General features: G+C 32.4%; 14 protein-coding genes. 7 read left to right on the top strand and 7 right to left on the bottom strand.

Annotated elements, in window-relative coordinates:
- Genes miaA through ANASTE_RS00495 form a run of 3 tightly spaced genes read left to right on the top strand, consistent with a single transcriptional unit; the run spans position 1 to position 2,605 of the window.
- Positions 1–927, top strand: coding sequence for a tRNA (adenosine(37)-N6)-dimethylallyltransferase MiaA (miaA, locus tag ANASTE_RS00485; protein ID WP_007048887.1), 927 nt, complete (start codon positions 1–3; stop codon positions 925–927).
- Positions 920–2,185, top strand: a complete 1,266-nt coding sequence (locus ANASTE_RS00490; protein WP_007048888.1) for a methionine gamma-lyase family protein — start codon at positions 920–922, stop codon at positions 2,183–2,185. Before miaA ends, ANASTE_RS00490 begins: the two co-directional genes overlap by 8 nt.
- Complete coding sequence (locus ANASTE_RS00495) at positions 2,186–2,605, top strand: DUF3842 family protein (protein ID WP_007048889.1); 420 nt, start codon at positions 2,186–2,188, stop codon at positions 2,603–2,605.
- Between the two features lie 11 nt (positions 2,606–2,616).
- Here ANASTE_RS00495 and ANASTE_RS00500 read toward each other — a convergent pair whose 3' ends face one another.
- Together ANASTE_RS00500 and sigG are read right to left on the bottom strand one after the other, a co-directional pair.
- Complete coding sequence (locus tag ANASTE_RS00500; RefSeq protein ID WP_007048890.1) at positions 2,617–3,210, bottom strand: DUF3267 domain-containing protein; 594 nt, start codon at positions 3,208–3,210, stop codon at positions 2,617–2,619.
- A 116-nt stretch (positions 3,211–3,326) separates the two neighbouring features.
- A complete protein-coding gene (sigG, locus tag ANASTE_RS00505; protein WP_007048891.1) occupies positions 3,327–4,088 on the bottom strand; it encodes an RNA polymerase sporulation sigma factor SigG in 762 nt (253 codons plus the stop codon).
- 176 nt (positions 4,089–4,264) lie between these two features.
- On the opposite strand from sigG, the gene ANASTE_RS00510 reads away from it, so the two are divergent.
- Entirely contained in the window at positions 4,265–4,984 is a 720-nt protein-coding gene (locus tag ANASTE_RS00510) for an RsmE family RNA methyltransferase (protein WP_148344995.1), read from the top strand.
- A 91-nt stretch (positions 4,985–5,075) separates the two neighbouring features.
- Here ANASTE_RS00510 and ANASTE_RS00515 read toward each other — a convergent pair whose 3' ends face one another.
- The 5 genes from ANASTE_RS00515 to ANASTE_RS00535 form a co-directional block, all read right to left on the bottom strand.
- Positions 5,076–6,146 (bottom strand): endospore germination permease, encoded by a 1,071-nt coding sequence (locus tag ANASTE_RS00515; RefSeq protein WP_007048893.1) that lies wholly within the window; start codon positions 6,144–6,146, stop codon positions 5,076–5,078.
- A 3-nt stretch (positions 6,147–6,149) separates the two neighbouring features.
- Positions 6,150–7,226: a Ger(x)C family spore germination protein gene (locus ANASTE_RS00520; protein WP_007048894.1), complete on the bottom strand. Its 1,077-nt coding sequence runs from the start codon at positions 7,224–7,226 to the stop codon at positions 6,150–6,152.
- 1 nt (position 7,227) lies between these two features.
- Positions 7,228–8,673, bottom strand: coding sequence for a spore germination protein (locus tag ANASTE_RS00525; RefSeq protein ID WP_007048895.1), 1,446 nt, complete (start codon positions 8,671–8,673; stop codon positions 7,228–7,230).
- Between the two features lie 15 nt (positions 8,674–8,688).
- Positions 8,689–9,414 (bottom strand): DUF421 domain-containing protein, encoded by a 726-nt coding sequence (locus ANASTE_RS00530; RefSeq protein ID WP_007048896.1) that lies wholly within the window; start codon positions 9,412–9,414, stop codon positions 8,689–8,691.
- Positions 9,415–9,539: 125 nt separating this feature from the next.
- Positions 9,540–12,719: a transglycosylase domain-containing protein gene (locus ANASTE_RS00535; protein ID WP_007048897.1), complete on the bottom strand. Its 3,180-nt coding sequence runs from the start codon at positions 12,717–12,719 to the stop codon at positions 9,540–9,542.
- Between the two features lie 232 nt (positions 12,720–12,951).
- On the opposite strand from ANASTE_RS00535, the gene ANASTE_RS00540 reads away from it, so the two are divergent.
- The 3 genes from ANASTE_RS00540 to ANASTE_RS00550 are packed head-to-tail and all read left to right on the top strand — an operon-like array spanning position 12,952 to position 19,816.
- The gene (locus ANASTE_RS00540; RefSeq protein WP_039944546.1) at positions 12,952–15,879 is read left to right on the top strand and encodes an insulinase family protein; all 2,928 of its coding nucleotides are present in this window, start codon (positions 12,952–12,954) and stop codon (positions 15,877–15,879) included.
- Between the two features lie 27 nt (positions 15,880–15,906).
- Positions 15,907–17,424, top strand: coding sequence for a D-alanyl-D-alanine carboxypeptidase family protein (locus ANASTE_RS11130; RefSeq protein ID WP_007048899.1), 1,518 nt, complete (start codon positions 15,907–15,909; stop codon positions 17,422–17,424).
- A 1-nt stretch (position 17,425) separates the two neighbouring features.
- Entirely contained in the window at positions 17,426–19,816 is a 2,391-nt protein-coding gene (locus ANASTE_RS00550) for an endonuclease MutS2 (protein WP_007048900.1), read from the top strand.
- The last annotated feature ends 27 nt before the right edge of the window (positions 19,817–19,843 follow it).

Consider the following 19,843-nt stretch of genomic DNA (forward strand, 5'->3'; position numbering starts at 1 on the left):
ATGAGTAAAGTTGTAGTTATAGCGGGTCCTACCGCATCGGGGAAAAGCGGGCTTGCCGTAGAGCTTGCTAAAAAAATAAACGGAGAAATAATTTCTGCCGATTCCGTGCAGGTTTATAAATATATGGATATAGGTTCCGCAAAAGTAACAAAAGAAGAAATGCAGGGGATAAAACATTATTTGGTAGATGAGTTTTATCCGAATGAAGATTTTAACGTTTCTGTTTTTGCAGATAAAGGGATTAAGTATATAAATGAAATACTCTCCAAGGGAAAAGTTCCCATTATAGTGGGAGGAAGCGGATTATACGTTGACGCCCTTGTATATGATTCTTATGATTTTGAAGAAGAAGACAAAGATAAGACTTACAGAGAATATCTTGAAAACCTGGCAAGAGAAAAAGGCAAAGAATATATATATGATATGCTCATTGAAGCAGATAAGGAAAGTGCGGATGAAATTCATCCAAATAACCTAAAAAGGGTAATAAGAGCACTTGAGATATATAAGAAGACTGGAAAGAAAAAAAGTGATAGGGAAGAAAGAAAAAAGGAATATAGGTTTAAAGATACTTATTACTTTTGTTTAAATGATAAAAGAGAAAAGCTATATGAAAAAATAGATAAAAGAGTAGATGAAATGGTGAGCTTGGGACTTGTAGATGAGGTAAGGTCTCTTATGGATATGGGATATGATGAAAGTTTAAATTCCATGAGGGCTCTAGGGTATAAGGAGATAGTAAGCTATTTAAAAGGAGATATTTCCTTAGAAGAATCAATCTACATCATAAAGAGAGACACCAGACATTTCGCAAAGAGACAGCTTACCTGGTTTAAGCGAAACGAAGATGTAATATGGTTAAATAAAGAAAATTATAAAGATACAAAAGATATATTAACTTTTATGAGGGGGATAATAAATGAGTAGTTTTGCCGGTGAAAAAGCAATTAATATTGTAAAAGAAGCGGAAAAAAGGATTAAATATAAATTTGAAGAAATAGATGATATATGCGAATATAATATTTATAAAGTTTTAAATGCAATGCAAAATCATCGTCTTTCTTTAAGACATTTTAATGAAAGCACCGGATATGCTTATGATGATGAGGGAAGAGAGATAACCGAAAAGATTTATGCACAAGTGTTCGGCGGTGAAGCCGCACTCGTAAGACCTCAGATAGTAAGCGGGACTCATGCAATAAGCCTGATGCTCTACGGAGTATTAAGACCGGGCGATACACTTTTAAGTATAACAGGAGACCCTTATGATACCATAAGGTCTACCATTGGTATAAACGATAATGGGGAAAACCTTGGTTCACTTAAAGATTATAATGTGAATTATGATAAAGTGGATTTGAAAGACGGAGGAGAAATCGATTTTGATGAGGTTGAAAAGAAGTTAAATGATAATGTAAAAGCGGTATTTATTCAGCGTTCAAGCGGGTATACCGACGCAAAAGCTTTATCTATAAGGAAAATAGAGGAAGCCTGTAAATTCGTTAAAGGTATAAAAAAAGATGTATTGGTACTTGTTGATAACTGTTACGGGGAATTTCTTGAGAAAAAAGAACCGATTGAAGTGGGTGCTGACTTGATTGCAGGTTCATTAATAAAAAATCCGGGCGGAGGACTTGTTTCCGTAGGTGGTTATATAATAGGCAGCAGCGAAAATATCAAAAAAGTCGCCTCCCGTCTTACGGCTCCGGGTATTGCTCTAGAGGTAGGAGCTAATCTGGGCGTTATTCGCTCTTATTTGCAGGGACTTTTCATGGCGAGTAAAGTTACAAGCGGAGCGATAAAAGGCGCTATACTGGCTGCCAGCGTCTTTGAGAGCATAGGATACAGAGTATTCCCGGGTGTTGATGATGAAAGAAGCGATATTATCCAGGCTGTAGTCCTTGGAAGCAGGGAAAAGGTATGTGCTTACTGTGAAGGTATTCAGGAAGCTGCTCCCGTAGATTCTTACGTTACTCCCGAACCTTGGGATATGCCTGGTTACGATGACCAGGTAATAATGGCTGCGGGAAATTTCATTGAAGGCTCTTCAATAGAACTCAGTGCAGACGCACCTATGAAAGAACCTTATATCGTCTATCAGCAGGGCGGACTTACTTATGAACATTCTAAGATAGGTACTATCAAAGCTTTGGATAAAATACTTAAACTTGATGAGGTAAGATAAATGTTAGTAATGGTGGTAGACGGAAAAGGCGGAGGCATAGGCGTAAGTCTTATAGAAAAAATATTGGAATGTAATTTGGATGTTGATATTATAGGGATCGGTACGAATTCCGTTGCAATGTCCGGAATGAATAAGCTGGGTGTAGACTGTGCCAGCGGAGAAAATCCCGTTGTATACAATGCGGGGAGAGCCGATTTTATACTCGGACCTATGGGGATACTTACCGCAAATTCCATGTTTGGTGAGATAACACCCAAAATGGCTTATGCAATATCGGAAAGCGAAGCTAAAAAGATATTGATACCGATGAATAAATGTAATGTCATTACCGTTGGAGTCATAAATAAGAGTATTAATGAATATATAGAAGAAGCTATTGATATCCTAAAAGAAGAAATAGAAAAAAAGAAAAGCAGATAAATTCTGCTTTTTTATTTTTTCTCGAAAGCTACAAATCCCGGGTCTGTGGGATGGTCGAGGACTTTGATATTTTTATATTTTAATAAATGAAGAGCTATAAGCAAGTCGCCTCCCGCACTTAGTATATTTATAATAGACATAAAGAATAAAAAATTATTTTGAAATATGAACATTAATAGCATTGGAATTATACCAAGTATCAAAAAGGGCATCAATGCACCAATCATATATCCTTTTTTAGATAATGGTTCTTTGCAATGTGCATAGGGCATGAGTCCGCTGAGATTAAATCCAAATTTGATGCTTTTAAGTTTATCCTCACAATAAATGCTCCATGTAATACCGTGAATGAGTTCGTGTATCAATAATGAAACTATTAATATAATTATAAAATTAACTACTCCGAACTGAAATGAGTTATTGAAACTTTTATAGTTAAGTATGTAATAAATTATTGTAACCAGTATAAATGGCATAGGTGTTAAAATCCCGTATATATTTGCGTTTTTTACTGATATTATATGGTCTTTTCTTATATAACCTTCATTATTCATTTTATTTAATAAAATAGTAAATTCTTTATTTTCTTTTCTTTTTTTATCCATATATAATCCTTTCTTAACTAATTAAAATAATTTATTTATATTTTATCATATTATTTATTATTTTTTCATATTTATTAAAAGAACAAGATATGACAAATATGTCATATCTTATTCTTTTAAATTTCATTCTTGATTTTTCTCAGCCCGCTTTTTTCAAGTCTTGAAACTTGTGCCTGACTTATCCCTATTTCATTTGCAACTTCGATTTGAGTCCTTCCCAAATAATATCTCTTAAGGATTATTTCTTTTTCTCTACCTTTTAGCTTTTCAACAGCTTCTTTTAGAGAAAGCTTTTCCGTCCAATTTTCTTCTCTGTTTTTTTCATCTCCAACTTGGTCTATCAGTGAAATGCTGTCTCCGTTATCGTTATACATTTGGTCGTATAAAGAACATGGTTCTACTATAGAATCGAGAGCAAAATTCAAGTCTTTTTCCTTAACTCCAAGCTTTTTCGCTATTTCTCTGTTCGTTGGATTTGTATCTTTGTGAGCTTCCTTGTATTTTAAGGCTTTATAAGCCATATCTTTGAGCGAGCGGCTTACTCTTATGGTACCGTTATCCCTTAAATATCTTCTGACTTCTCCGATTATCATGGGAACCGCATAAGTAGAGAATTTAACTCCGAATTTCACATCAAAATTATCTATCGCTTTAATAAGTCCGATACATCCTACCTGAAATAAATCATCCATATTTTCATTTCTGTTTGAAAAACGCTGAACAACACTTAAAACTAGTCTTAAGTTACATCTGATAAATTCGTTTTTTAAATCTTCTTCACCATTCTTGATCCTTATTAACATATCCTCGATTTCTTTATTGTTTAAATTTGGTAATGTTGCGGTGTTTACGCCGCAGATTTCAACTTTACGTATCATATTTTATTTCCTCCGGTTAATAAGTTTTGTCACTATATAAATTTTTACCGAGGATGGGAAAGTTATTCTATTTATCCAATAAAAAACAAGGAAGTTAATGGAAGTTATTTTCCATTAACTTTAAAAAAAATTAGAATTATAGTATAATGATTTATATTTTGTTTAAGGAGATAAAAATGCCTAGATTTTTTTGCATTAATAAAGAAAATGACAGATTTTATTTGGACAAAGAAGACAGTAAACATATAATAAAATCCCTTAGGATGAAAGAAGGAGATAATATTACCATATGTGATAAGAACGGATATGACTATGAATGTGAGCTGATAATAGATAGTGAAAATGTTCAGGGAAAAATAATATCAAAAAAGGAAAATGATACTGAGCCGAACGTTAAAATTACATTGTATCAGGCACTTCCAAAATCGGACAAATTCGAAACCATAGTTCAAAAAACTGTTGAGCTTGGTATATATGAAATAGTACCTATTATGACTAACAGATGTATTTCAAGACCGGATAAAAAATCTATGAAGAAAAAGATAGAGCGATATAATAAAATTGCTTTTGAAGCTGCTAAACAAAGCGGAAGAGGTATTATCCCCAGGGTAAGGGATATGATTACGTTTAAAGAGGCAATAAAAGAAATAAAAGATTTTGATATGAAGATTTTATTTTACGAAAATGGAGGAGAAAACCTTAAAGATTTTAAGTATGAAAATTTAAATGATATTGCATTTATAGTCGGAAGCGAAGGGGGATTTGACGCCTTGGAAGCTAAGTATGCAAAAGAAAATGAAGTTACATTAATGGGGCTAGGCAAAAGGATCTTAAGGTGTGAAACCGCTCCTATTGCCGCTCTTTCCGCTCTTATGCTGCTTACCGATAATATGTAATAATTTAATATTAGTTTATTTTAATATAAAAAAGAGATAGTATCATATTATCTCTTTTTTGTTTATGATGATTTTAATAATAAATAATATTTTAGATTGCTTTTTTTCTGTTTTTTATTTTAGATCTTATAAGAACTAAAATAGGAAGTATGAATGCGGTAAATAGAAAATACCACTTGAATTTAAATAACAATAACAATAATTTATTAATGGTTGACGGCATTATCATTACTGTAATAAATACTATTATAGTGTATATTATATTTATATCTTTTATATTATCAAGATCCATGATATGCTTTAATCCCAGCATTGCGGCAAAAGAGCAAACGGATATTTTGACTAAAGTGGATATAAAGAAATTAAAAGCAACGATTATTTCCATTCTGGTCACATAAGTTCCTATACTTGATAACCCGACGGTAATAAAAGTAGGATATGGAACTTTTAATAAAAGCGGAAATCCAAGTACAAATATATTTGTAAAGTACATAAGCATTATTAATATAAAACTTACAATGAATGCTATAGAATAGCTCTTTTTAATATTTTCATTTTTATTTATATTATTTATTATAAACCCAAAGAGTACTATATCAGAGAAAGGAAGGATAATACTTAAAAGTAAATTATCATAAATATTATCCATATTCAGAGTTAAAAGTGAATTCAAATTGTTAATATCAAACATTTTAACCGAGAAAAGTATTCCAAATAAAATAATAAGGATATTTATTGGTATCAAAAATGTAGATAGTTTTCCAAGGGTAATTATATTCCTTTTTAGTGTTAAAAAAATCAATAGTAAAAATATGATTGTTGTTATTATTACAGGGGTTTTTATTAAAATATTATTTTTTGTAAATATAATGAAGTATCTTAAATAAAATAATTCAATAATAAAAGCATATATAACAAAAAATAAATTTATGATTTTTGAAAAGAATTTATTAAAACTTTCATCTATTACCGAAAAAAGATTTTTTTTGTTATTTTTAATTATTATGGTACATGTTACGATCGGTATCAGTGCTGACAAAAATGAAATTATTATATATAAAGGGTGAGGAGTCGTGTAGAATGTATATCCGGTCATTATTGCCGTACCGAGCATATAAAGTATCATCATAGATGCCATTTCTTTTGTTGATAGTTTATCCATGTTTTACTCCTCCATATCTTCTTTAAGTGTTACATGTACATCAATATTTCTATTTAAATTTTCATAGTACCTGTTCCAGTTTTGATTGTTCTTTTTTTCTTTATAATTATTTAATTGATATCCGTATCCGCATATATCAAGTTTAAATCTCTTTTGAGTTTCTTCTATAAAATTATTTAAATCTCTTTTTAACTTATTTTCTAAAGCACTTTTTAACTTCTCTTTTGAGGTATTTTTCTTTTTATTACTTTCGATATATGCATTTACATCCATATCTATATTTAATCTATTATTTTTAATACTTGTTCTTGTTTTCTTTAGTGAAACTTTTGCATTTATCAGATTGTCTTCTTCCTTCATTTTTATTTGTATTGAATTTTTCTCGTTCATTAAAAGAGAATAATAGTTTACATCTTTATCATCAATATATCCCGCAAGTTTATCTCCTCTAAAGACTGCGATTTTGTTTGCATAAAAGTTTTTCTTTTCTTCGCTTTTTGCAACTTTTATAACGGGAAGAGTAAGTTCTATTCCCGAGTTTTCAATTGAATTTATGATTTTATATGCTCTTGAATTATCACTGAAAAGCTTGTTTTTGCTCAGCTGTTCAAGGATTTCAAAACCATGAAAAGTTTCATGACCTTCTTTAGACATTAATATTTCCTCGGCTGATGAGTCATAAGTTGTAGTAAATATAGTATTAAATCTTAAATTGTTTTTTTCATATACCAGATTTAAAATATCGTAAATCCCGTCTTCTTTTGCATATTTTTCACCGACTATTATAAGTTCGCAGTGGGTAAGGTTTACTTTATTGTTGAATTTTCCGTCAAGAATACTGAGTGCTTCGTAAATAGAATCTCCTTTTGATGTTATCACTTCAGGTTTTACGTTTAGTTCACCGCCGTAATCGCTTGCGTCGAGAGTTTCTGCACTGACCACATAACCGTCGGATACTTTATCTATTCCCAAGGTAAATATCAATATTTCTCTTTCAAGTTCCGAGTAGTCATAGCATGAACATAATAGGGGGATTATAAATGTTAAAAGTATTATGGATAATATTTTTTTACCTTTCATATCAGCTCCTCCTATCCGTCTTTTCCGACATATCTACCGGTCTTGTATTCATCTTGAACCACGGTGCTCTGTAGAAACTGTCTTTGAACTGCTGAGGAGAGTGGAATGCTACATCTGCGGTATATGACATTCCAAATGATTCAAGACTTGATATATGAACGATGAGAAATAAAAATGCAATAATAAATCCATAAAGTCCAAACATAGATGATAGTATTATAAAAATAAATCTGAAGATTATAGTAGAACCTTTTACGCTTGGTATCATGAGTTCGCTTATTGCGGACAGAGCCACTACGATTATCATCGGTGCACTTATGAGTCTTGCTTCCACTGCCGCTTGTCCCACAACAATACCTCCGACTATCCCCAGAGCTGTGCTTGCTCCGCTTCCGCTTCTGTTTCCCGCTTCTCCAAGTATTTCAAATATTATTATCATAAGTATGCACTCCGTAAAGGAAGAGCAGGGAAGACCTTCTCTTGCTCCAATAATGCTTATTGCTAGATTACTGGGGAGTATTTCTTTATGAAAAGTTATGATAGCCAAGTATAATGCAGGTATACATATTGCTAAAAAGTAGCTTATTATTCTTATCATTCTGGTAAACGAAGCGAAGTAATAATTTAAATAATAATCGTCTCCGGACATGAAGTTTTCAATAAACAAATACGGAACCGTCATTACTATAGGCGTACCGTCGACGAATAAAGCTACTCTTCCTTCAAGTATCTTACTGGCTACTATATCCGGTTTTTCATATGTTCCCGCGGTTTTAAAAGGGGAACGTTTATCGTCTTTTATGGATTCCAAAACATAATTTACATCAAGCACCGAATCTATATCTATTTTTTTTAGTCTTCTTTTTATTTCTTTAAGTACTTTTTTGTCTACAAGCCCGTCTACATATGCCAGGCAGGTTTTTGTTTTTGTGATATTACCGAGTGAGGAAAATTCGAATTTCAAATTCGGACTTTGAATTTTTCTTCTAAGCATAGAAAGGTTAGTCAGTATATTTTCCTGAAAACCTTCTCTGGGACCTTTTGTTATTCTGTCCGTAGGAGGCTCCATTATCGACCTCATCATAAAGCCCTTGGTATCTATACTCAGTGCTATATTTTGTCCTTCAATTAAGAGGATTGTATTTCCGTATAAAAGATCGGAAAACATATCTTCAAATGTGGTTATTTCTTTTACATCATTTGAATATAGTATTTTATCTTCCAGCTTTTTAATTATATTAAATTTAAATACCATTTTTTTATTTTCGAGTATTGCTTTGATTATATCTTCGTTTATTCTTTCGCTGTTTGACATCCCGTCAATAAACATTAGAAAATAATCAATCCCTTTATTATTGAAATGCCTGTATCTGATCGTGTCATCATTATTGAATTGATTTTTGATTATAGCGGTATTTATTTTTAAGCTCTTGTGTAATTTATTCATATTAAACCTTCAAATCTATAAAAAATAATTGTCTTCGTCGTCTTTAATTTTCTGATTTTTTAGTTGGATGTTGATATTATCTTCACTATCCAGAGTCATTAAAATAACATCTTTTATTTTATATCCTCGTGAGCTCACTTCATTATCCAGCCATTTTCTGTCTTTTTTCATATTTCTCAGATTAGCTTCCATGATATTGCCGTCTATTATTACATTTGCAAATAAACCGCTTTGTGTTGTCGGAACGGAAATATCTTTTAATATGGTAGGTCTGTAATTTTCTTTTGGAAGTACACTTATATCTCCAGTTGTTTCCAAAATGGCATATTCTATATTTGATAAATCAAAATAGCCTTTGACTCTAAGCTGAGTAAGTAAATCATTTATATCATAATTATATTTTTTTAGATTTTCTTCTATGATTTTGCCTTTATTTATCAGAATTATTGGTATTCCTGTAAAGATCTTTCTTCCCTGAATGCTTTTATCTGCTATAAATGCACTCAGTATAGTCATAAAAGTATATAAAGCCATCGCAATGATTGGAAGGTACCAAGGGATCTGTGTATCTATAGCCATTTCTGCTGCTATGGAACCTATCGTTATACCTACTATATAATCTAAAAAAGTAAGCTGTGTTATTTGTCTTGGACCTGTGATTTTTGCAAGTATAAATATTACGACTACAGAAAGAATAGTTCTCCATATTACTAAAAAAGATGCGTCTAAAAAATTATTCATAATATCCTCCGTTTATTTGTAATATATTTTTTTCCAAAAGAGTTACAAATATACTTTTTAATCAATAAAGAATTTTAAGTAATAAAAAAACACCTGCAATTTTACAGGTGTTTTTTGTTTTTTATTTAAAATATTTGACTTAGTAAGGATCTAAATCCGATACTGTACGATGAAGTATTTTGATTGCTTAAAGTGACTTTTGAAGATAAACTGTTTTTATTTTTGTCATCTTCGTTATCTCCGTCATCACTACCACCGCTGTTATCAACAACTGTTACTGTAAACTGAGCACTTCCAAGTCTTGTTCCGTTATAACTTATCGAACATGAAATGGTATAAGTTCCCGGTGTATTTCTGTCAAAGCCGCCTTCTCCGGTTACCGTTACGGTAGCTGAATCCGTTGAACCGTCAGATAATGTTACGGTTGCAGATGGGGTTGAATAACCGCTTCCTTTATTTACCGTAACGGAATTTGAATCAAGCCCGTAGGACTGTACCGTAGGTGCTGCTGCACCTTTAACTGTTATTCCAGCTTTAGCTGTAAGGGTTTCTCCTTCTTGTGTATAGGTTGCAGTAATCGTTGCATTTCCAGCACTCACGCCCTTTATGGAGTTTCCTGATACTGAAGCTATCCCTGAACTGCTAGATGAAATTTTTGCGTTTACATTTTTAGTCGATCCATCTGCTAATGTTATCTTAGTAGTTACTGTAGCACTTTCGCCTACATTTATCGTTCCCGGAGAAATGGTTAATGTAAGTGCTTGTGCTGTTCCCTTATTATGAATATCACATTTTCCTTTAAGACTGTATTTAGCCTGAGAACCTACTTCATTTTTGCCTGTTACTCCCGGTGGATAAGTTATTTTACTTAAATCAAGCAATACTGATTTTTTAACCAAATCCTTAGGACAGTATTTAGTAGCCTTTTTCTTTGATGCTGAACATATACTTGCGGATACGTGGATATCATCTTTTCCGCTAAGACCTTTTCCCGTTAGGAAGTATTCTGTGTATACCTTTGAACCTCTAGGGTCTTTAGAAGATAGGGCTGTAGGGCTCTTTCCTGAAACTCCGTCTACCGCTGCTTGATATACATCATCAGGTTTACTTGCAAACTGGCTGTTAGATACTTTTTTCTTGGAATATATATCGCTGAAAGCATTTTTCCAGAATGCAGCCGGACCGTTTGTGGATCCCCCATAAGTACCGATATTTAAATGATAAGTACTTCCGTTTACCGAAACTACGTTTTGGTCATATCCATACCATACCGCGCCCGAATATTCAGGAGTATATCCACAGAACCATGCGTGTCTGTTTTCGTCTGTTGTACCTGTTTTACCTGCAACTTGTGTTCCGTCAATTGAAATGTATGTTGTACCGCCTTTAACAACGTCTTTTAGTATATCGGTTATTATGAATGCAGTACCTGCTTCGAATACTTTTACTTTTTCTGATTTGTTACTTAAAATCACATCTCCGTTTTTATCTGTGATTTCAGTATACAATATCGGTGTTTGTCTTACTCCTCCGTTTGCAAATGTTGTATATGCACTTGCCATATTGAGGGTCGTTTGACCATGTGTATAACCTCCAAGAGCAAGAGCCGCAGGGTTTAGGTCATTTGTATCTGAATCTTTTACTATATCAAGTCCTAATTTTTCTGCATAAGGGACTATTGTTTCTGCACCTGTCTGCATCATAGCCTGTACAGCTATCGTATTGGTAGAGTTTGTAAGACCTTTTCTGACTGTCATCATACCTTGGTTACCGCCGCCTGAGTTCTTTGGTCTCCATCCTCCGATACTTATTGATGTATCGTTGAATGCCGTTCCTGCGGTTATTTGACCCGAATCTATACCCGGTCCGTATGTGGTTAGAGGTTTTGTAGAAGATCCCGGCTGGAATTTTTGAGTGGCTCTGTTTAATGATAAACTCGCTGTTTTATTTCTTCCTCCGACAATTCCGGCAACACGGCCTGTTTTGTTTTCTATTACCGTCATACCCACTTCCGGTTTATATTCTATCTTTTCGCCTTTTTTCTTTGTCATTGCTGCACTTGCTTGACTTGCCGAATATGACTGAGAAGGGAATATCGAATCGTTTTCCGCTGTTTTTTCGAGTGCATTTTGCACTACGGGATCTAGTGTCGTTTTTATTGTTAATCCGTTATTAAGTACAAAACTTGATGCATCTTCTTTTGAATAGTTGTATTTCTTTGCTATATCGTTAACTACTTGTTCATAAACCGCATCTGTAAAATAAGAATATACACCCTGGTTTTTATTCTGTTTAAGTCCTATTTTGTTATTATTAAGTTCGTCTACTGCTATATCATATTCTTTTTGTGTAATATGATTTAAACTGTACATTTGTTTGACTACTGCTAATGCTCTTTCTTTATTGTTCTCATCATAAGCAAGAACTTTTTTTCCTTCGGAATTTGTTTCTTTTACTAATGTATAATCTCCGTCACCGTCTTTATCTTCGTATTTCAGTGGATTATAATAAGTTGGTGCATTGATTATTGAAGCAAGGACCGCTGCCTGTGCGATAGAAAGCTGATTTACATCTTTTTTAAAGAAATATCTAGAACCAGCTTGAATACCCCAAGCCTGCGACATATTTACTTTATTTAAATATGCTTCAAGTATTTTTTCTTTTGAAAGTTTCTTTTCAAGCTCTATTGATAATTTCCATTCCTGAACTTTACGTTTAATAGATGTCTCACTTGTTAAGTGAGTCAATTTTATAAGCTGCTGAGTGATAGTACTTCCTCCTGGGCCGTCTGTACTTCCCGATGTGAAAACTCTCAAAATAGCTTTACCCGTACCTATGAAGTCAACTCCTCCATGTTCATAGAAACGTTTATCTTCTATAGATACGAATGCGAGCTGTACGATTTCCGGGATTTCATCGATAGATACCGGTTCTCTGTTTTCGGAACCTTGCAGTTCCTGATAATATTTTCCGTTTTTATCTACCAAATGACTTGCGCTTGCGTAATCGAATTTATCCAAGTCCAAAGCAGGAGCCTGCGCCATCCATACAAGCATAAGTGAAAATCCACCTATAAAGCATACTATACCCAGCGTTACAATCGCTGCAATTACTCTTTTAACGGTAATTTTCTTACCTTTCGGTCCTTTGGGTTTATTTTTACCAAACCTCTTTTTACCTAAAATACCTTTTTGTGAAGTGCTTTCACTTATATTATCTTTAGGTTTTTTAACTTTGACTCTTTTTCTTCTCATTTTGACTTTTCTTTGCATGTCGTCTTGAGTCTTTCTGTTATTATCGCCCATTTCTTACCTCCGTAATATATGCTTCGCATATTCTTTATCATTATATATTGTTAAACTTTTTTTATCAATAGCATATGTTGTAATTTGACAATATTTAATAAAATTTTAACAATATTATCACTTTTTAATAATAAATAATAATTTTATAAAAATAATAATAATAAAGTATTTATAAAATGAACAAAATTATATATAATATACATTTATGAATGAAAATCCTTTGGAGGTAAAAATGGAACTTAAACAAAATGAAACATATTCTAATTTTCTACTTAAAAATATAGAAAAAGTTAATGAAATAAATTCAATTTCTTATGAGTTTGAACATATAAAATCGGGCGCAAGATTATTATTTGTATCCAATGACGATAAAAACAAGGTGTTCAGTATAACTTTCAGGACTCCGCCTGTAGATGATACAGGGAGTGCACATATACTTGAGCATAGTGTACTTTGCGGTTCTAAAAAGTATCCTTTAAAAGAACCTTTCGTAGAACTTATGAAGTCTTCTTTGAATACTTTTTTAAATGCAATGACGTTTTCAGATAAGACTATGTACCCTGTGGCGAGCTTAAACGAAGCAGATTTCAGAAATCTTATGGACGTATATTTGGATGCGGTTTTCAATCCTTTGATATATGATAAGAAGGAGATTTTAGAACAGGAAGGCTGGCATTATCATATTGAAAATGCGGATGACGATATAAAATACAACGGAGTTGTTTACAATGAAATGAAAGGGGCTTTTTCGGACCCTGAAGATATTTTGGCAAGAAATATAGAATCTAATTTATATAAAGATACCGCTTATTCTTATGAGTCAGGCGGCGACCCTAAATATATCCCAACTTTAGACTACAGTACTTTTTTGGATTTTCATAAAAGATATTATCATCCTAGTAATTCTTACATTTATATATACGGAGATACTGATATAATCCGTCACCTTGAATATTTGGATAAAAATTATCTTGAAAATTACGATAAAATGAAAGTTGATTCCAAACTTACCGAACAAACGGATTTCTCTAGTGTAGAAAAAAGAGTTGAAAAATTTTATTCGGTTAATGACGGGGAAGACATCGATAATAAATATTTACTTTCTTTAAACTATAGTGTGGGAAGTGTTCTTGATTTAAAACTCGGTCTTGTTTTTAATATACTAGAAAAAATATTATTTGATTCCGACTCATCTTATTTAAAGAAAGCTCTTTTGGATGCGGATATCGCCGATGAAGTAATGCTTGATTACAATAACGGTATCCTTCAGCCGGTATTCAGTATTTCTGCGAAAAATGCGAAAAAAGATAAAATCGATGAATTTAAAAATGTTATTATAAATACATTCAACGATATAGTAAAAAAAGGTATAGACAAAGATATTATCAGAGCTGCAATAAACAATTTTGAATTTGAATTGAAAGAAGGGGACAGCGGAAGTCATCCTAAGGGGCTGTTATACTGCATTACAGTTATGGAAAGCTGGTTATATGACGGAGATCCAATGCTTCTTTTAAAATATGAAAATGCTTTAAATGAAATCAAAGAAGAAGCTGAAAACGGGCTTCTTGAAAATATCATTAAAGAATATATTTTGGAAAACGAAAAATATAATTATGTAATTCTTTCTCCTAAGGAAAATCTATCAGATGAGGAAGATAAAGAGCTCAAAGATAAGCTAAAAAAATACAAGGAAAGCTTGACGGATAAAGAAATAGATGAACTGATCAAGGACACGAATAATTTACTTGAAATGCAGAAGACTCCAGACAGCGAAGAAACTAAGGCTTTGATACCAAGGATTTCAATCAGTGATATAGATGAAAATCCCGGAGTAGTAAATGATGTGGAAATAGAACATTTAGATAATAATGATATTTATATAAGGACAGATGACACAAAAGGAATAACGTATCTTGATATAAATTATGAAGTTCCAATCAATAATGAAGAAGAAGTCCATATGCTGTCTCTCCTTACTAAGTGTTTTGAAAACTTCAACACGGAAAATTTTGATATTTTAAGCTTAAATAATGAAATAAACGAAAATTTGGGTGATATTTTATTTACGATTTCTCCTTATCAAAATATGAAGGAACATGATAAATTCAGATCTTTCTTTACCTGTTCTGTAAAGGCTTTTTCAAACAAGGAAGACAAGATGTATGAAATCATGGAAGAGCTTTTGATTAGAACCGATTTTGATAATAAGGCAAAATTAAAAGATGTTGTGAAGGAAGAAGTTTCAAAAATGCAGTCGAGGTTCATGGGTGCCACGCACAGAATGGTCCTTAATGAAGTTCTTGCAGGCATAAACAAAAAATCCATGTTTGTGACTCACTTAAACGGGATTCCTTTCTATGATTTTATAAAAGATTTAAATGATAACTTTGATAAAAAAGCAGACGAAATAATAAAAGGAATTAAGGAACTGGTTCAAAGAATAATAAATTCCAGAAAAGACGTTATTATAACGGTAGGTAAAGAAAATAAAAAACAAAGTTTAAAACATGCTAAAGCTTTCATTGAAAAATATCCATGCAGTAATGATACCAATATAGATATAGAATATAAAAAATCAGATGATAATACTATCATATATCTTCCTTCCATGGTAAATTATGTCGGTGAAGGGGCTAGTTACAGTGAACTTGGATATAAATATGAAGGTTCAATGCTTGTTTTAAAGAAATTTTTAGCTACCGAATACCTTTGGAACAATGTAAGAGTAATGGGCGGAGCCTACGGTTCATTCATTCATATTGATAAATTCGGAAATTTAGGGTTAGTTTCATACAGAGACCCTAACGTAGCGAGAACTTATGAAATGTACTCTAAGATACCTGATTATATCAAAAACATTGATTTGAACGATGAAGAAATCAGTAAACTTATAATCGGAACGATTTCGGATATGGATACTCCTCTTAATGTATACAGTAAACTGAGAGAATATGTAACAAGAAAATATACCCTTGACACATATGATAATATTAAGAGAAGAAGAAAAGAAGTCCTAACGACTACTAATGATGATTTAAAGAGACATTATGATATGTTTAATGATTTTATTGATAAATCGGTTAAATGTGTAGCCGGGAACAAATCTAAAATAGATGAAATCAAAGATAATTTTAATAAAGAAATAACATTATTTTAGATTTAATTGATTATAGAAAGGAAGAATATGAAGAATAAAAACATATTAAAAAGAACGTTATCAAGCTTTTTAATAGTCGTTGTATTATTGTTAAATATTACTTCAAATATATATGCGGCTGCTCCGAAAGTAAGTAAAGATTCATCACTTGGATTATATCTTTACGAAGATTCTACCAAAAGTGAGCTTTACAGTCACAACGGAAACAAAAAAATGTATCCTGCCAGCACGACGAAAATCATGACTGCCGCGCTGACACTGGAATATATAAAAGATTTAAATAAGAAAGTAACCACGGGAAGCGAGCTAAACAGACTTCCCGCAGGAAGTTCAACGGCAAGTCTTTATAAAAACGAAACCCTTTCTTATAAAGACTTATTGTATGGACTGATGCTTCCCTCGGGTAATGACGCTGCGATAGTCCTTGCCTGTAATGTGGGAAAAGTGATAAGTAAAGATAAGAACATAAGTAAAGACAAAGCATATAGTGTATTTGTTAAGGAGATGAATAAAAAAGCAAAGGAAATAGGAATGACAAAAACTCATTTCAATAATCCTCACGGTTTTCACGATAAGAACCATTATTCCACTCCTCACGATATGGCGGTTTTAGCAGCTTATGCCGATGATTTCAGCTACTATAACAGAGTAGTTGATTCTACATATTATGAAACAACGACAAATAAAACCACTCATCGCTGGTCAGGACACAACGCTCTTATTTTAAGAGGAAGTAAATACTTCTATAAACCTGCAAAAGGGGATAAGACCGGATATACCGGAGAAGCGGGAAGATGTGTCGTAGGTTCCAGCGAAAATGATGAGGGTATAAGATATTATGCCGTAGTACTTCATTCTCCGACTACTGCTCAGCAGTTCGGTCTTGCAAGGGATTTACTTAAATATGGTAATGAAGAGACTTCCAAGCTTACTATCGAAGAAGAAGGCGACACTTTATATAAGTATACCGTAAGAAACCTTGCTCTCGGAGAACAAGGTGCATTCAAAGTAAAAGTAAATAAAGATATCGAAGTATATGCGGATAAAAATTATACCGAGGATAATTTTACGATTTCATTTGAACCTAGCTCAAAATATTTAAAGAAGACAAATACCGAAGATTATGAACTGGTAAACTCTATAAGCGAAGATGATAAAATAGGAAAAATCAATGTATATCTAAATGGAAAATTTTTTAAAAGCGTAGATGCTTTTTCAAAGAATGATGTTAATATGCGTTCTACGAGAGATATCATAATTACAAATGCACTCATAATGATTTCAATGTTATGTTTGATAATCATGGCACTTGTATTATCATCAAGATATAGAACCAAGAAGAGGATACAGCATAGAAAAAATTTAAAAAGAGCAAGGCTAAAAAATGAAATAAAGACTTATGGTTCGAGGGTACCTAAAAGAAGACCGTCAACCAATGACAGAGGACAGAAAATAAAAGTTGTCAAAAAGAAGAACAACAAATCAAAACCTATAAATAAAAATACAAAATATATGAGGACAAGAAAGAGAACCAGAAAAAAATAAAATGAACGATAAAACTTTAAAAGCTTTGGAATTTGATAAGATTATTTCTAAGATAAGCGAATATGCATTTTCGGATGAAGCAAAAGAAGAAATAACGGATTTAAGACCTACAGACAATGTTTATTTGATCAAAGATAAGTTAAATGAACTGGATGAGCTGATAAGGTTTTCCAGTTCCTATGCCGATATCCCTATTTACGGATATAAAATAAATAAGGATATAATATCGAGAGCAACTAAGGACGGACTGCTTATCAACGAAGATTTTATTAATATTGCAAAGAGTATCAAGTGTGCTGTAATGGTTAAAAAGCATATTCTTTCAAATATCAGCGATGAGGATAATTTTGATATACTTTTAGATTACGCTGACAATATAGAAGATTTATCATTTTTACAAAAAGAAATCGACAGAGTTATAATAGACAGTGAAGCCATAAGTGATAAAGCCAGCAGTACATTATACGATATAAGAAGAAACATAAAGAATACAAACAATAAAATAAGAGAAAAGCTAAACAGTATAATAAATTCCAAGACATATCAGAAATACTTGAGTGAGAATATCGTAACCATAAGATATTCCAGATATGTTGTTCCTGTCAAAAGTGAATACAGGGGAGAGGTAAAAGGTATAGTCCACGATACTTCCCAAAGCGGAGCTACACTGTTTATAGAGCCAGAAGCTATTGTTAATTTAAACAATAAATTAAAGGAACTCGAAGTAGAGGAACAAAAAGAAATAGAAGTTATTCTAAGGATACTTTCAAATAAAATAAAAGAGAATGCCAGTAATTTAAATGTAAATGAAAACATTCTTCTTTACTTAGATGTATTAAATGCAAAATCAAGATTTTCTATCAAAAATGATTATCATAAGCCTAAGATAAGTTCTGATGAAGAAATAGTTTTGAAATCCGCAAGACATCCTTTGATAGAAATGAATAAAGCCGTTCCTTCAAATATTATTTTGGATAAGGATCATCGAGCTTTAATAATTACGGGACCGAATACCGGAGGTAAGACCGTTACTTTAAAGACAGTGGGACTATGCTCACTGTTATTTCAGTCGGGGCTTTTTATTCCCGCAAATGATGGAAGCAGGCTTCCAATATATGAAAAGATATTTGCCGATATCGGGGATAATCAAAGCATCGCGCAAAGTTTAAGTACTTTTTCAGGGCATATGACCAATATTGTGGATATCGTAAACAGTGCAAATGATAAAACTTTGGTACTTCTTGACGAACTGTGTGTCGGAACAGACCCGACAGAGGGGTCAAGTATTGCAATATCTATTATAGATAATCTTAAAAATATAGGTGCCAGGATTTTTTCCACAACACATTACAGTGAGATAAAAGAATATGCGATAGTCAAAAAAAATGTAATGAATGCAAGCGTTGAGTTTGACGTTGAGACTCTATCTCCGACATATAGGTTGATTTTAGGTATTCCCGGAAAATCTAATGCTTTTGAAATATCAAAAAAATTGGGTCTTAAAGATAGTATCATAAGAGATGCAAAAAAATATTTGACCGAAGATAACAGAGAAGTTGAAGACTTGATAAAAGAGCTTAACGAAAAAGCGGTCAAAGTAGAAGAAGAAAAGACTCAAATCGATAGATTACTTAGAGAAAATAAAGAGCTGAATGAAAGGCTTGAAAGTGAAAAGGCTTATATAGAAGAAAATAAATCCAAAATCATGATGGAAGCTTCTTTGAAAGCAAAGGATATCATAGCAGCAGCCAAAAGAGATTCTAAGGAGCTTATTAACAGATTAAATAAAATAAATATACCGAAGAATGTCAATGCCAATAACACTAAGTTTAAAGAAGAAGCGGAAAATATTAAGAAACAAATAAAAGAAAAAGAAGAGCTTTTGAATTCTTATATACCTTCTCATGAACTTAAAAAAGAGGGGAACAATAAAAATAGAAAAGAGGACTTTAAAGTCGGCGAAGAAGTTTATATAAAGAGTTTGGACCAATATGCAAGCATTTTGGGGTTTGACAATAAAAGTAACGTATTTATCCAAGCTGGTATAATAAAAACTAAAATCCCTATTTCAAAAATCGAACATTCAAATAAAGAAAAGGAACATATAAAAAAGACTGCGGTAAAGTTTTCAAATACAAAGGCAAAGACAATAGATACTTCTATTGATATAAGGGGAATGTACTCCGATGATGCAATACTTAAAGTGGAGAAGTATTTGGATGACGCTTATCTTGCAAACTTGAAAATGGTAACAATAATCCACGGAAAAGGTACCGGGGTACTTAAGAATGCCGTTCAGGACTTGTTAAAACATCACTCATATGTGAAAAAATATAGGTTCGGATCTTTAAACGAAGGCGGTGACGGAGCTACTATAGTTACCCTCAAATAATGTTGAAAATTGTCGAAGTAATGATAT

This window comes from Anaerofustis stercorihominis DSM 17244 (assembly GCF_000154825.1).
Lineage (GTDB): Bacteria > Bacillota > Clostridia > Eubacteriales > Anaerofustaceae > Anaerofustis > Anaerofustis stercorihominis.